This is a genomic window from Enterococcus sp. DIV1083b (genome assembly GCF_051713705.1).
Classification (GTDB): Bacteria; Bacillota; Bacilli; order Lactobacillales; family Enterococcaceae; genus Enterococcus_D; species Enterococcus_D casseliflavus.
Genome location: NZ_JBIOQJ010000001.1, coordinates 3,138,190 through 3,151,933, shown reverse-complemented (window position 1 = coordinate 3,151,933; position 13,744 = coordinate 3,138,190). Strand labels below are relative to the sequence as shown.

At 41.2% G+C, this 13,744-nt stretch carries 16 protein-coding genes; 12 read left to right on the top strand and 4 right to left on the bottom strand.

What is annotated here, in order from left to right:
• Positions 1-61: 61 nt before the first annotated feature.
• Positions 62-703, bottom strand: coding sequence for a 5-bromo-4-chloroindolyl phosphate hydrolysis family protein (locus IGI69_RS14810; protein WP_010749055.1), 642 nt, complete (start codon positions 701-703; stop codon positions 62-64).
• 218 nt (positions 704-921) lie between these two features.
• On the opposite strand from IGI69_RS14810, the gene IGI69_RS14805 reads away from it, so the two are divergent.
• Together IGI69_RS14805 and macP are read left to right on the top strand one after the other, a co-directional pair.
• The gene (locus IGI69_RS14805) at positions 922-1,500 is read left to right on the top strand and encodes an NUDIX hydrolase (RefSeq protein ID WP_005227818.1); all 579 of its coding nucleotides are present in this window, start codon (positions 922-924) and stop codon (positions 1,498-1,500) included.
• Positions 1,493-1,789: a cell wall synthase accessory phosphoprotein MacP gene (gene macP / locus IGI69_RS14800; RefSeq protein ID WP_005227820.1), complete on the top strand. Its 297-nt coding sequence runs from the start codon at positions 1,493-1,495 to the stop codon at positions 1,787-1,789. The genes IGI69_RS14805 and macP overlap by 8 nt, the downstream gene beginning before the upstream one ends.
• A gap of 58 nt (positions 1,790-1,847) precedes the next feature.
• On the opposite strand, the gene IGI69_RS14795 is transcribed toward macP, so the two are convergent.
• Positions 1,848-2,450 (bottom strand): class I SAM-dependent methyltransferase, encoded by a 603-nt coding sequence (locus IGI69_RS14795; RefSeq protein WP_123834447.1) that lies wholly within the window; start codon positions 2,448-2,450, stop codon positions 1,848-1,850.
• Between the two features lie 151 nt (positions 2,451-2,601).
• Here IGI69_RS14795 and IGI69_RS14790 point away from each other — a divergent pair, with 151 nt between their 5' ends.
• From IGI69_RS14790 to IGI69_RS14780, 3 genes are read left to right on the top strand one after another with little or no spacing between them, the layout of a single operon-like run.
• Positions 2,602-3,297: a 5'-methylthioadenosine/adenosylhomocysteine nucleosidase gene (locus IGI69_RS14790; RefSeq protein ID WP_081117805.1), complete on the top strand. Its 696-nt coding sequence runs from the start codon at positions 2,602-2,604 to the stop codon at positions 3,295-3,297.
• 43 nt (positions 3,298-3,340) lie between these two features.
• The gene (locus tag IGI69_RS14785; protein ID WP_123834449.1) at positions 3,341-3,904 is read left to right on the top strand and encodes a cysteine hydrolase family protein; all 564 of its coding nucleotides are present in this window, start codon (positions 3,341-3,343) and stop codon (positions 3,902-3,904) included.
• A complete protein-coding gene (locus tag IGI69_RS14780; protein ID WP_005227832.1) occupies positions 3,905-4,204 on the top strand; it encodes a hypothetical protein in 300 nt (99 codons plus the stop codon).
• Between the two features lie 100 nt (positions 4,205-4,304).
• Here IGI69_RS14780 and IGI69_RS14775 read toward each other — a convergent pair whose 3' ends face one another.
• Positions 4,305-5,336, bottom strand: coding sequence for a hypothetical protein (locus tag IGI69_RS14775; protein WP_240934943.1), 1,032 nt, complete (start codon positions 5,334-5,336; stop codon positions 4,305-4,307).
• An 870-nt stretch (positions 5,337-6,206) separates the two neighbouring features.
• Here IGI69_RS14775 and IGI69_RS14770 point away from each other — a divergent pair.
• The 5 genes from IGI69_RS14770 to IGI69_RS14750 all read left to right on the top strand — a co-directional run bounded on the left by IGI69_RS14770 (position 6,207) and on the right by IGI69_RS14750 (position 9,882).
• Complete coding sequence (locus IGI69_RS14770; protein WP_228077330.1) at positions 6,207-6,761, top strand: hypothetical protein; 555 nt, start codon at positions 6,207-6,209, stop codon at positions 6,759-6,761.
• Between the two features lie 137 nt (positions 6,762-6,898).
• Positions 6,899-7,507, top strand: coding sequence for a hypothetical protein (locus IGI69_RS14765; protein WP_270266768.1), 609 nt, complete (start codon positions 6,899-6,901; stop codon positions 7,505-7,507).
• Between the two features lie 109 nt (positions 7,508-7,616).
• Positions 7,617-8,204: a hypothetical protein gene (locus IGI69_RS14760; RefSeq protein ID WP_167827314.1), complete on the top strand. Its 588-nt coding sequence runs from the start codon at positions 7,617-7,619 to the stop codon at positions 8,202-8,204.
• A gap of 92 nt (positions 8,205-8,296) precedes the next feature.
• On the top strand, positions 8,297-8,989 hold the full coding sequence (locus tag IGI69_RS14755) for a transposase (protein WP_438739694.1): 693 nt from the start codon (positions 8,297-8,299) through the stop codon (positions 8,987-8,989).
• Between the two features lie 26 nt (positions 8,990-9,015).
• On the top strand, positions 9,016-9,882 hold the full coding sequence (locus IGI69_RS14750; RefSeq protein WP_311776546.1) for an IS3 family transposase: 867 nt from the start codon (positions 9,016-9,018) through the stop codon (positions 9,880-9,882).
• A 213-nt stretch (positions 9,883-10,095) separates the two neighbouring features.
• Here IGI69_RS14750 and IGI69_RS14745 read toward each other — a convergent pair whose 3' ends face one another.
• Positions 10,096-11,988, bottom strand: coding sequence for a M13 family metallopeptidase (locus IGI69_RS14745; protein WP_438741317.1), 1,893 nt, complete (start codon positions 11,986-11,988; stop codon positions 10,096-10,098).
• A gap of 140 nt (positions 11,989-12,128) precedes the next feature.
• Here IGI69_RS14745 and IGI69_RS14740 point away from each other — a divergent pair, with 140 nt between their 5' ends.
• Positions 12,129-12,668, top strand: coding sequence for a C39 family peptidase (locus IGI69_RS14740; protein WP_005233534.1), 540 nt, complete (start codon positions 12,129-12,131; stop codon positions 12,666-12,668).
• Positions 12,669-12,739: 71 nt separating this feature from the next.
• Positions 12,740-13,705, top strand: coding sequence for a ribose-phosphate diphosphokinase (locus IGI69_RS14735; protein ID WP_153883724.1), 966 nt, complete (start codon positions 12,740-12,742; stop codon positions 13,703-13,705).
• Positions 13,706-13,744 lie beyond the last annotated feature (39 nt).

Here is a 13,744-nt window from a genome sequence, read left to right as displayed (position 1 = left end):
AATCTAGCCTGGGCTAGATTTTTTTTTAGATTCTTTTCTTGTTGCCAATCAGAATCTATCCCTATTCATTATCTCGTTTTATGCTTTGTTTGGCAATGGATAACTCAACATCCATGTCATCAAGATCGTCTGCTACAAATTGGGAGTAGTCTTTGGCGATCAAGGAAGCCATTTGCTCGATGATTTGGGTGCTTTCCTCGATTTTATCATAGGTCTCACGACTTTTGATCTCATGGCTATTGATTTCAATGAACTTATCGGTCAAATCGACCATGTTGGGCAAGTGTGTATAAAGGAAATGACTTGCCAAAGGCAGTTTGGTCGGTTCTTTCACGAGTTCTTTGAAAAGAGCTTTTGAGGCACGCAAGGCATCGTGACGCAAGTCAATGGCTTTTAACTTGTTATTGCTAGTGATATTTTTTTGGTATTTATCGATTTGGTGTTTCGTCTGATTCATCGTTTCACGGAACAATTCGATCTCACGAGCAGTCATTCCGCTTTTCAAGTAATGGGCTTCTCGTTCTCTCGTTAAAGAAGGCAAAACTTGTGGATCGGCTGCTGGAACTTTACGCCCTCTAATACCGACGTAGACTAAAATTGCACCGACGATTAATAATAGGCTCGCAAATGAATCGCCTACTACGTTAAAAATAATACTGATGAGGACGATCGCACCAACGATCAGCCAGATGTTTTTTTTCATTTTTCCTCCTCCTAAAAATCTCTTGGACAAGTAGATTGGGTTATTCGACATCTTTATTTTAGCATGTTCACTAAAAGAAAAATATCAGACTTGGGGTGGATTTTCCGATTTTTAGTAAATTCATAAGCTTTCTTGCTATTTCTTAAGAAGATATTTTTTCTAAATTATGCTAAAGTGTTTGATAGATAAGACGTATGAGGAAAGTTAGGTGTCGATAGATGTTAGAATTTAAAGATTTTGAAGAAAAAACGATCCAACGGAATGAAATTTTTCATGGCAAGATCATTGATGTGGTCGTTGATGATGTCTCCTTGCCAAATGGCGGGACCAGTAAACGCGAACTAGTCTTTCACCCTGGTGGTGTTGCCGTGATCGCCTTGACAAGTGAGAACAAAATGCTGTTTGTTCGCCAATTCAGAAAACCGTTAGAGCGAGTGATTTTAGAAATACCAGCAGGAAAAATCGATCCAGGAGAAGGCGCTCGTCCAGATTTGACTGGCGCCCGGGAATTAGAAGAAGAGACTGGCTATCGTGCAAAAACGCTGGAGCACGTTTCTTCTATGTACCTTTCACCAGGCTTTGCTAATGAGCTCTTGCATGTCTATTATGCCAAAGAGCTGGAAAAAGTGACAAATCCCTTACCGCAAGACGAAGATGAAGTGCTGGAAGTCTATGAATTGACCTTAGAGCAAGCACAAGCCGCTATCGCTGATGGAACGATCTGTGATGCGAAGACCGTGTTTGCGATCCAATTTTGGGAGTTGCTGGAATTGAAACGGAGGAACGGACTTGCCTAAAGAACCATTGATCACCCGCAGTGAGCTTCGACGCAGACGCGAAGAAGAACAAGCGGCAGCTGAACGCAATCAGCAAATCGTAGAAAAGCAAAGCAAGAAAGAATGGAAACAAAAAGAAAAACAAATTGATAACCACTACCGAAAAGTGCGCAAGAAAAACAAAGAAATCACGAAGACCCGTGCCGGTGAGAACCAGAAATCTCGGGATCTGAACCGTTTTTTAATGAAAGCCATTGTGATCGTCACTTTATTGTTAGTCGTCGTTGGTTTGGCGATCTTTTTGTTGTGATTCTTCTAGTACTAAGAAAAAGCCGCCCCTGCATCTTCTGCAAGTGCGGCTTTTTTTGTTATTCGGTCGGCTTTTTCAAAATAGCTAAAAACATGGCCGCTGGCTGATTCATGAACAAATGATCCGCTTCATGAAAAACGGTAAAGGAAGTGGCAGTAAACCCAGTCGTCTCTGCCAGTTGAGTCAATGCGGAAGGATCAAACCCATTATGAACCAGCGGGTGAGATACGGCGGGATTTTTGAGGAAATCCACTAGATAAAGGGTTCCTCCTGGCTGCAGCAAGGCGTATAGTTTTTCTATCATAGCGGCTGTGTCAGGAATATGCAGCAAGACGAGGGATAGCAGCACAGCGTCTGCTTTTGCTTGTAAGGATTCTTGCAGCAGATCGTGGACAGTTGCAGAAGCATTGGCCAGCTGCAGTTGGTTGATTTTTTTTTCAGAAACCTCGATCATGTTAGGGGCAGTATCCCAGATGGCTAAGTGCTGGATATAAGCTGCTAAGGGCAGACTTACTAGGCCGGTACCGCCGCCGATATCGATCAGAGTGTGGTGCTGGTTGTCTTTAAAATAAGGTTCAAGGGTTTGGGTGACTAATTGTGCTAACGCGATCCGTTCAGGGGTATCGTATTTTGCTGCCATGGCGTTGAAAATTTCAGACATAAGTGCCTCCTTTTATAATGACAAAAAACTGTTCGTTTCGTCAAAACTAGTTTATCATGAAAGGAGAAAAACACGTCAGTAGATACGTGGGAATTTCTGTTGTTTTTCATTTTAAAGGGTGAAAAATAAACGAGAAGCAGGAGGCAAACACATGAAAATTGGTATTATTGGTGCAATGGAGGAAGAAATCAAGGCGTTGCGGGAACAGTTGATTTCACCGCTTTCTTGGGAACGCGGCGGCGCACTATTTATTTCAGGAAGTATCGGCAATCATGAAGTGATCGTCGTTCGTTCAGGTATCGGCAAAGTTCTGGCATCGATCACCACTAGTTTATTGATCCAACAATACGGGGTCAATATGGTGATCAATACTGGATCAGCTGGTGGGATCGGTGCCGGCTTACAAGTAGGGGATTTAGTGATTTCAGATAAAGTGGCCTATTTTGATGTCGATGTGACGGGCTTTGGTTATGAATATGGCCAGCTGCCTGGTGGGATGCCTTTGTATTATGAAGCCAGCCGCTATTTGATCAGTGAGATGACGAAAGCCGCAGAAGCGACCCATCATACCGTGAAAAAGGGACTTATCGTTACCGGCGATAGTTTTATCAATGACCCGCAAAAAGTACAGGAGATTTTAGGACATTTTCCAGATGCCTTGGCTTGTGAGATGGAAGGAGCCGCGATCGCACAGACCGCGCAGCAATTCAATATTCCTTTCTTGATCGTGCGCGCGATCAGCGACACCGCCGACCACGCAGCAACCGTCTCTTTTGATGAGTTTATCTTAGAAGCTGGCAAGCGTTCCGCTGAAATGGTCTTGGCATTCGTTGAAACATTAAAGTAACTTAAAAAACAAGAGAGCCGATTCGTAAGAGGAGGAAGGAAGCATGAGAGCATTACTATCCATTGATTATACGTTTGATTTTGTTGCAGATGAGGGACGATTGACCACGGGTGCTGCTGGGCAAGCGATTGAAGCTGCCTTAGTGGCTCGGACGCAAGCCTTTATCGAAGCCGGTGAATTTGTCGTTTTTGCCATCGATCGTCATGAGGAAACAGACAACTATCATCCTGAAAACCGCTTGTTCCCACCTCACAATCTTGCGGGCAGTGCGGGGCGACATCTTTATGGTCGTTTAGCCCCGCTTTATGAAAACTATCAGGAAGCGCCAAATGTCTATTGGATCGACAAGCGCCATTACTCAGCCTTTAGCGGTACCGACTTGGACATCCGACTGCGGGAAAGAGGGATCACGGAATTGTACCTGACCGGTGTTTGTACCGACATCTGTGTCTTGCATACAGCAGTGGATGCCTATAATTTAGGCTACAAACTGGTGATCGATGCAAATACCGTTGCCAGCTTTGACGCGGTCGGACATGAATGGGCACTACGCCATTTTGAAAATACCCTTGGTGCGAAAATCATTTCTGCGAAGGAGGAAGCATAAATGGGATGGATGGATCAATTAAAAGCAAATTTCAGTTTCAGTGAACTGACTAGCCTTTATCAAGCGTATCAAAAAGGGGATCTTGATGTGAAGGCGTTGTTGAACAATGACTTCTTACAAAAGTATACGGATTTTCAGAACTTGGATGAGTTTATGGCTAAATTAGGCATCCAGAATGAAAACCAAATCTTCGACTTTCTAAAAGACCGCCCCAATCGGCAAAAAGCCGATCAAGTCGTCAATGAGCATTCCCAATTCGATTCTGTGATCAGTATGATGAAAAAAGCTTTACAGAAATAAACAACGATAGAAGAAGGAGCCTTCGAAAATCAATTGATTTCCGAAGGCTCCTTCTTTATATATTAATGGGTGGGTTATGTAACAAATTGATTTTTATTTGCTACCACATACCCCAATTATTAAGCTGTCTAAAGTTTAGCCGGCTGTTTCGTGTACCCGCTAAAGTATTGATGGCAGCAAGATCAATAATAGATACGTACATTGTCGCCATAGCGGTAACATACATGGTAGCAATTCCCGCTATCCCAATTGGATTTGCACCCAGGAGTAAAAGAAAGACAGAGTCTAAAACGGTGTCATACATCCCTTTTAAAGCCTTTTTCGAAGCTTGATCAATGGTTTCTTGTGTATCGATCATCTTGGAAATTTCTTCCATGAATTTTTCTGGGGAGTTTATGGATTCTAATGAAGATTTTTCTTCAGTGAAATATTCAAAGAGGTCCTCGGCAATAGACTTCAATTCATCAGCGTTCTTATATCCCGCAATGGATTTTTTTACGTTAGAGACATGATTTTTAAAGTTGTAGATATCTAGATTTGAAAAATAATCTTTAAGACTAGTTACCGCATTATAAGATGATAACGCAAAATTCAAGTACTTGGTTCCCATAGTGGTTCTAAGAAAGGCATTGTAAGCATTGGTGTCATTGAAGGTGTAATATTCAGGGTAGTAACGAAGGGGAAGTCTGTCACCCACCAGCCCAGCATTGCGCTCATAATCATGCACATCAAAATAATAAAGCATAAATGTGTGCATAAGTTGATCATTGGTGGGATTGTTCCCGTAAATTCTAGTGGCAAATTGTTTGACTTTAGGAAACTCAAAAGGAACGACCGGCGTAACAGCTGGTAAATTTCTTTCTGAACGCTCCTCTGTTGGCATTAGTGACTGGTACTGTAAATTTTCAAAATCGATACTCGTATTAGCAAGGATTTCCAAAGATAAACCGATTTCTACTAGCTCTTCTTCAAGGGCGACCAATAGATTCGCTTTTTCGTAATGGTCATCAGGAACATCTGCAAAATTGCCACTCTCACTGACAGCATATGCCGTGATTGGTGAGAAAAAACCACTCAGTAAAACGACAAGTAACAATATAACTGAATATTTTTGCTTCAATTTTTGCTTCATTTCAATTCCTCCTCATAATTAAAGTTTGACAACACGTGTTATACAAGTTAAATTTATCATATAAGCACAGAAAAATGAATTATTTTATTTAAAATTGATTAATTTGTTTAAAAAATGTAGGATTAGTTATTTCGCCTTAATTTTTGAAGGTATCCCTAAGCAGATAACCTTGCTTACTAAAAGAGGAGGGAAGTGGAAAAATTCAAGATATTCGACGATGATACACATAAAGGAAAATTGTATGCTTTGATTGATTATCTAGTGATCACCTCAGCCCTTTGTTTTAGTGCATATCATTCTTTTCCGCTTACGATTCCTAAGTATTTACATATTCCGGGGACGAACGAGTATATGGTGGGTGGCTTATTTAGCGTATTAATGTCCTATTCTCTTTATAAGACCTATTTGTTGAATGCGCATAAAAACATTCCTAAAGAAAAAAAACATAGTATAGAAATCAGTTTTTTTCTCGGCTTACTCGTCTCTTTTATTTTGCTTTTATTCAGATCAGAAAGCTTAATTAATCATTTGCTTTTTCGAAACCAATTACCTTTGGAACAGATTATGTATCACTTCGATCGATTGTATTTTCTCAATCTACGTATGTTACTGTTCGCTTTGATACGGTGTTTATTCGCTTTTGACTACTATCAAGCCTTTTATTACAAAAAAAGAAAATGCTACATGGGCTATATTTATGTATACAGCTTTTTATTTCTAGTAGGAGGTGCACTCTTCTATATGTGGATCATGTCCATAAACTTTTTATTTCGCAAATAGTGTCTTCGGAGTTTACGTCCATACCTCAGTACCATAGGAAAAGTTTCTTCAAAAATATACTCAGTTATGAATAGCATAGGGGGCTTTGTATTGGGGAAAACGGATCAAGTGACGTTATACAAGCGAAAAGGAAAAATCTATTCCATCATTGATCATATAATTATGGGGGCTGCAATATTATTTGAAACATATCATAGCTCCCCAATTAGACCTATAATTCGTGGGAGATCAGATATTCGTGGGATTGGGTTGTCGGCTGTGAGCGCAATGGTGTTTTTGCTAGCTTGGGAGACAACTTTAAGTTTAAACCGTCATGAGCTTGTTCCTGAATACAAAAAGCATATCGCTGGAATTGAGCACTTTTTCTTCTTCTTGGTTGGTTTTTTTATCTTGATTTTCACTGCCGATCCCTTGATTGGTTTACTATCTCGAACGATACCGGTAGAGAAAATCACCTATCATCTTGAACGGCTCTACTTTCTTCATTTTTTTATGATGTTCTATGTTTTGTTGCGGTGTGTATTGGCATTCGATTATTATCAAGCCTTTTATTATGAAGATAAAAAATGCAGGATGTATTATGTCTTGCTTTGTTTTTTCGTGGGCGTAGGTGTCATTCGTATTCTTCGTGCCGCTCTTACTTAATCTGTCTCATTTATTCACCCCTTCTAAAAGAATCCATTAGCAAAAGACAAGCCTCAGCTGATTAAAAGATTGTCTTTCAATTGAATAAGTTTGTTACAGGATTGCTTCATTTAAATTGTGAGGAGGTTTTTAATGTTTTGAAAAAAAGATATCAACCCCTTGATAGTGATCAGCGAAAAGGAAAAATCTATTCCATCATTGATCATATAATTATGGGGGCTGCAATATTACTTGAAGCATATCATAGCTCCCAAATTTGGCCTCGTAGATTCTCGATTAGACCTATAAGAACTCTTGGAAATTCAGATATTCGCGCGATTGGGTTGACAGCTGTAACCGCAATGATACTTTTGCTAGCCTGGAATACAACTTCAAGTTTAAACCGTCATGAGATTGTTCCTGAATACAAAAAGCATCTCGCTGGAATTGAGCACGTTTTCTTCTTCTTGGTTGGTTTTTTCATCTTGATTTTCACTGCCGATCCCTTGATTGGTTTACTATCGCGAACGATACCGGTAGAGAAAATCACCTATCATCTGGAACGGCTCTACTTTCTTCATTTTTTTATGATGTTCTATGTTTTACTGCGGTGTGTATTGGCATTCGATTATTATCAAGCCTTTTATTATGAAGATAGAAAATGCAGGATGTACTATGTCTTGCTTTGTTTTTTCGTAGGCATAATTATCACTCGTGTTCTTCTAGGGGTTCTTTCGTTAGTTGTCTCGTTCATCTATCACTTCTAAAAAATCCATTAGCAAAAGATAAGCTTTAGGTGATTAAAAGATTGTCTTTCAATTGAATAAGTTTGTTACTGGATTGCTTCATTTAAATTGTGAGGAGGTTTTTAATGTTTTGAAAAAAAGATATCAACTCCTTGATAGTTATCAGCGAAAAGGGAAGATCTATTCCCTTATTGATTATGTTATTCTGGGTGCCGCAATGATTTTTGAAAAATATCATAGCTCCCCAATTTGGCCTTTGACAATTCATGGAAAAACGGAATTCGTTGCTGTCGGTTTATCGACTGTGAGCTTTTGTGTGCTTCTTCTAGCTTTTGAGAGAACCTCCAGTTCAAATTGTCATAAGTTGGTTCCGAAACACAAAAAACATATCGCCGGCATTGAATTCTTTTTTTTCTTCTTGCCTGGTTTTTTAATCTTAATTTTCACTGCTGATCCTTTGACTAGGAGCATCTCTCGAAAATTACCATTAGAGCAAATTGCGTATCATTTGGAGCGACTCTACTTTCTTCATTTTTTTATGATGTTCTATGTTTTGTTGCGGTGTGTATTGGCTTTCAACTATTATCAAGCCTTTTATTACGAAGATAAAAAATGCAAGATGTTCTATGTCTTGGTTTGTTTTTTTGTAGGCATAGGTATCATTCGTGTTCTTCTGGGGGTTCTTTCGTTAGTTGTCTCGTTCATCTATCACTTCTAAAAAATCCATAGCAAAAAGACAAACCCTAGCTTGATATGCTCCCCCTATATAGGACACTGAAATATAAAGTGGCTTATATAGGGGGAGTTTGTATGTCTAGAGGAAAAATGAAATTAAGTTCAGAAGAACGGCTAGCTTTTGTAGAAAGAGCTTTAAAAAATGAAGCTAGCATAAACAGCCTGGCCAAAGAAGCACAAGTAAGTTTCAGTACGATAGAAAGGTGGATCACTCTTTATGAGAATGAAGGACCCACAGGTTTACTCCCTACAAAAAGGAATCAATCATACTCAACAGAGTTGAAACTGAATGCGATCCATGATTATTTAGCTGGAACATATGGTAGCTTAAGAGCTGTCGCCAAGAAATACGGGCTTCGTAACAAAAAACAATTAGAAGACTGGTTAAAGATATATAATACTCATAGAAACTTCAAATCAGAAAGTGGTGGAAGTAGAATGAGTAAATCCAGAAAAACAACATTGAATGAACGAATTAAAATTGTGCATGACTGTATTATCAACGGTCGAGACTATGGGAAAACCGCAATTCAGTACCAAGTCTCTTACCAACAAGTTCGGAACTGGGTGTTGAAATACGACGAGATGGGAGAAAAAGGCTTAGAAGACCGTCGAGGGCAACGAGCGGGAAGTAAACCTGCCAGAACACCCGAAGAAGAAATGCGCGATAAACTGGCTCAACAAGAACGACGGATCAAGTTGCTTGAAATGGAAAATGACCTGTTAAAAAAAGTCAGCGAGTTAGAAAGGAGGCGGGATTTGAATTAGTTCGTCATACGTTTGAATACCAATCGATCAAAGAGCTGCACGAGACAAAAAGCTATCCAATTAACACCATGTGTACCCTGCTCCATGTCACAAGATCGGCCTATTATCGTTGGTTAAAAAATCCCAAACTGCCTGAAGTGGTATTGAATGAACAGTTGGCAGACCTTGTTCGTTATATTTATGAAGCAGACAACGATAAAGGATATCGCAGAATCTGTGAAGATCTCGTGAATGATTATGGCTTTCAAGTGAATGACAAGCGTATTCTTCGAATCTGTCGCAAACTTCAAATCCAATCAACCATCAAGCATTCAGGCAATAGTATCACTAAGGCATCCAAGACTCCGTATCATATTGCGAAAAATTATTTGAATCGAAAGTTCTATGCGGATCAACCGAATCAAAAATGGCTAACAGATGTGAGTGAATTCAAGTATTATGAAGGGGCCGAAGTGAAGAAAATCTATTTGAGCGCTATTCTCGATCTCGCCGATCGTCGCATTGTTTCATTTGTCATCAGCGACAAAAATGACAATAAATTAGTCTTTGATACCTTCGATCAAGCAGTCGCCGCCGAACCAACCGCTCATCCGCTATTTCATAGCGATCGCGGATTTCAATATACAAGTAAAGTTTTTTGCACAAAGCTAAAGAAAGCGAAAATGAAGCAGAGTATGTCTCGTGTCGCCCGTTGTACCGATAATGGTCCAATGGAAGGCTTCTGGGGAATGCTTAAGCGAGAAAAATATTATCGGCGAAAGTTTATCAGTAGAGAAAGTCTCGTTGAAATGATCGAGAAATACATGAACTATTACAACAATGGTCGCTATCAACGATGTTTGAAGAGCAAAACACCGATCCAAGTTCATCAAGAATTATTAATGGCAGCTTAATCACTCCCCCTCTTGGACAAGCGAATAGAATAAATCCGCTTAACCAAGAAGGAGGCCAGTCGAGCAAAGTTGAGGTTAAACAAAGTAAAAAACATAAAAACTGCCTACCGAATTTCGGTAGACAGTCGTCAAAATAATTTTATTCTATTTCATTGTCCACTTGACGGGGAGCCCAGCAGCTTGATATGGTTTGTCTTTTTCTTACGCTATTGTTTACCAGATCTGCACACGATCTTCTGGTGCACGATACATAGGGTCACCAGGTTTGATATCAAAGGTTGTATAGAATTCATCGATGTTTTGGACTTGGATATTGGCCCGTAGTTTCGCTGGTCCGTGGACATCGATCGACAGTAAGAGCTGTTGGTATTGTTCTTTGGCTTTTGTACGCCAGATCTTCGCCCAATTGGTGAAGAAGTCTGCTAAAGAAACATCGCTTTCTTTTTGCGCTGCTTCTAGCGCACAGCTTAGTCCGCCTGCATCGGCGATGTTTTCAGAAACAGTCAACGTTCCATTTACGGTACCGCCGGCAAAGGGCAGGCCATCAAACTCGTCGATCATCGCTTGAGCTAAGCGTTCAAAGTGGGCCAAATCTTCTTCTGTCCACCAGTTGTTTAAATTACCATATTCATCAAATTTTGCCCCGTTGTTGTCAAAGGCGTGGGAGATCTCATGAGCAATGACCGCGCCGATCCCCCCATAATTTGCGCTGGTGGATTGCTCCAAACTATAAAAGGGCGCTTGTAAGATTGCTGCTGGGAAAACGATCACGTTTTTAAATGGGTGATAGTAGGCATTCACGGTAGCGGCGGACATTTCCCATTCCTCGCGATCCACGGGCTGCTGCCATTTTTTGAAGGCATCTTCTCGGAACAAACGATTGAAATGCAGGGCATTTGCCAGCAGACTTTTCTCTTCATCGGTATGCAATTGGTCATAAATAGCAGGAACTTGATCAGGGTACCCGACATGGATGCCTAAACGATTCAATTTGATGATCGCTTTTTGGCGAGTTTCTTCACTTAACCACGTGTTGTTGCGCAAACGATCTTGGTAGACAGCAATCATTGTTTCCACCATGTGTTTGACGTCTTTTTTCGCCGTTTCCCCAAAGTACTTGCGTCCATAATAATCACCGATCACTTGACTAAAATGACCCATCGTTAAGTAATAAGCCGCTTTTTGTTGGGGAGCCGCTTCATCGATCCCTGATAAGTAGCGACTGTAGGTTCCGCCTAACTGACGCAATTCTTCACTCAGATAGCTAGTATAGCGCAAGCTTTGGTTGACGATCATCCAGCCTTTCAAGAGTTCAAAATGGCTATCAGAAACAATAATGTCAAAGGCTTCAAAGTAAGCGGGTTCCGTTACGATCAGCTCTTCTGGTGTACCTGGTAAAAGGGCTGTCAAGAGTTGTCTAAAATCGATCTTGCTGGCTTGCTTTGCAAATTCTTCCAAGGAGCGAGGATTATAATTTTTGCTATAATCCGCACTTTCTTCCGCACTGCGCACATGAGGGGCGATCAATTTATCAAAAGCGATCGCTTGCTCTACCAACGATTCCGCTTCTGCTTGGTCTTTTCCATAAGCAACTAAAACGTTGACGGCCATCTCAAAGTAGACTTGCAGCATTTCGCTTACTTGGGGATTTTCTGTGTAATAGGTTTTATCCGGCAAAATAGTAGCAGGCGGATAGACAGACAAAGTATTCATTTGCGCATTTTTCATGTCTGCATCGACATCTAGTTGGAAAGGCAAGGCAATGCCATCTAAAACGAAACTTGCCAGTTGCTGATTCAATTCCTCATAAGAACGCAACGCTTCGATTTTTGCTAATAGTGCATTTGCTTCAGTAGCTCCAGCTGCCTCTCGTTGGGCAAAATCGCTGGCTAAGCGGTAAAAAGCCACAGCATCCTTCATGCGGCCTTTTGGCGTAGCATGGGGATCGTGTGCCATATTTTCAAATTCTGCGATCATTAAGGAATCGATTCCGTCAACGAGATCTTGGAATCCACCCGTAGCGGGTTTATCTGCTGGAATAACAGCGGTCTCCAGCCACTCGCCATTTACATAGTCATAAAAATCATCTTTTAACAAGGTTGTCATGTCTTTCGCTCCTCTCGCTTTCTACTATTATGAAACAAAATCTGTAAGGACGCAAAGAAAAGTTTTCTAGACGAAAAAGGGTTTTGATCCAAGTAGGAGGAGAATCTAAGGTATAATAAGAAAAAAGGCAGGTGAACGAGATGGAACAAGTAGAGTGGAAAGGGATCGCCGAAGAGCGGTTTCGTCCGTATAAGCAGTGGGTCACTCCTTCAGGGTATTTATGCGGCACCTATGCGGCAGCCGTCTTTTTGGCCTACTATCAAGATTACATCGATGAAACGATCATCCCGAAAGCGTTTCGTAGAAAAAAACAGCGAGATCTGACAGTAGTGACGGAAATGCTGCGGGTGCTGATTCAGCCTCATGGGTTGCCGACGATCGCTTGGCAAGTCAGTCATGGATTGACTCGGTTTTTCGATCAATTCCAATTGCCTTACCGCGGACGTGCGACTGTTGTTGGCGGCTGGCATCGAGCGTGCAAACGAATCGATGAAGGCAAACCGGTGATCATCGGTATTTTGAAGCCTTTAGGCAGCACGTATGGCAATCATTGGGTCGTGGCTTACGCCTACGCTGAAACCGCCAGCGGAGAACGCTATTTTAAAGTTCATGACAACTGGGGCAACTACAAAAAAGTGATTCCCGCCAGTTGGGTAAACGGTACCGTCACACTTCCTTGAACGAGACGGTTAAAAAAACAGTCACTTTGTGCTAGAATAGAAGAAAACAACCACATTCATTGGAGGCAATCATGGGCGAAAGTTATAAAGATAGTTCGTTGAAAATTTTTAGTTTAAATGGAAATTTACCATTAGCAGAAAACATTGCGAAAGTTTTCGGTACAGAACTAGGGAAGTCAAAAGTGACACAGTTTAGTGATGGAGAGATTGCCATCAATATCGAAGAAAGTGTGCGGGGCGACCATATTTATATCATTCAATCGACGAATGAACCCGTCAATGATCACTATTTAGAGCTATTGATCATGATCGATGCGATGAAACGGGCTAGTGCGAAGACCATCAATGTCGTTTTGCCTTATTACGCATATGCACGGCAAGACCGAACCGCCAACCCGCATGAGCCGATCACTGCAAAATTGATTGCCAATATGCTGGTGGAAGCAGGGGCTTCTCGAATCTTGACGCTTGATCTGCATGCCGTCCAAGTTCAAGGATTTTTCGACATCCCAGTGGATAATCTCTTTACGATCCCATTGTTTGCCCATTACTATCGCGAACAAAAAATGACGGGTGACGACTATGTCGTGGTTTCACCAAAAAACAGCGGTGTCCAACGGACCCGTAGTTTGGCAGAATACTTAGATACAGCGATCGCGATCGTCGATCAAGATGAAGCCGATGGCGGCTATGTGATCGGTGATGTCGTTGGGAAAAAATGTATTTTGGTTGATGACATTTTAAATACCGGCCATACATTGGCAAAAGCGGCAGACTTGTTGAAGGAAGCTGGTGCCAGCGAAGTGTATGCTTGTGTCTCTCACGCCTTGCTTTCACCGCCTGCTAAAGAAATTTTGGATCAATCAGCGATTGAAAGTATTTGTGTCACCGATTCTTGCTGGACTAGCGAAGAACGCCATCCGCAAAAACTGCACTACATTTCTTGTGCTGAATTGATGGGGGAAGCCGTTCGCCGTATCCACGAAAATACACCAATGAGTCCATTGTTCCGCCTGGAAAGCAAAGAGTATAAATAAAAATATGAAAAGCACCCGCTATCCTTAGGGACAGCGGGT

What these genes read in the sequence shown, in the direction of transcription:
- IGI69_RS14780 (WP_005227832.1), top strand. Translation starts at nt 3,905, where the DNA reads ATGGGATGGATGGATCAATTAAAAGCAAATTTCAGTTTCAGTGAACTG.
- IGI69_RS14785 (WP_123834449.1), top strand. Translation starts at nt 3,341, where the DNA reads ATGAGAGCATTACTATCCATTGATTATACGTTTGATTTTGTTGCAGAT.
- IGI69_RS14775 (WP_240934943.1), bottom strand. Translation starts at nt 5,336, where the DNA reads ATGAAGCAAAAATTGAAGCAAAAATATTCAGTTATATTGTTACTTGTC.
- IGI69_RS14745 (WP_438741317.1), bottom strand. Translation starts at nt 11,988, where the DNA reads ATGACAACCTTGTTAAAAGATGATTTTTATGACTATGTAAATGGCGAG.
- IGI69_RS14805 (WP_005227818.1), top strand. Translation starts at nt 922, where the DNA reads ATGTTAGAATTTAAAGATTTTGAAGAAAAAACGATCCAACGGAATGAA.
- IGI69_RS14735 (WP_153883724.1), top strand. Translation starts at nt 12,740, where the DNA reads ATGGGCGAAAGTTATAAAGATAGTTCGTTGAAAATTTTTAGTTTAAAT.
- IGI69_RS14795 (WP_123834447.1), bottom strand. Translation starts at nt 2,450, where the DNA reads ATGTCTGAAATTTTCAACGCCATGGCAGCAAAATACGATACCCCTGAA.
- IGI69_RS14790 (WP_081117805.1), top strand. Translation starts at nt 2,602, where the DNA reads ATGAAAATTGGTATTATTGGTGCAATGGAGGAAGAAATCAAGGCGTTG.
- IGI69_RS14740 (WP_005233534.1), top strand. Translation starts at nt 12,129, where the DNA reads ATGGAACAAGTAGAGTGGAAAGGGATCGCCGAAGAGCGGTTTCGTCCG.
- IGI69_RS14810 (WP_010749055.1), bottom strand. Translation starts at nt 703, where the DNA reads ATGAAAAAAAACATCTGGCTGATCGTTGGTGCGATCGTCCTCATCAGT.
- IGI69_RS14755 (WP_438739694.1), top strand. Translation starts at nt 8,297, where the DNA reads ATGTCTAGAGGAAAAATGAAATTAAGTTCAGAAGAACGGCTAGCTTTT.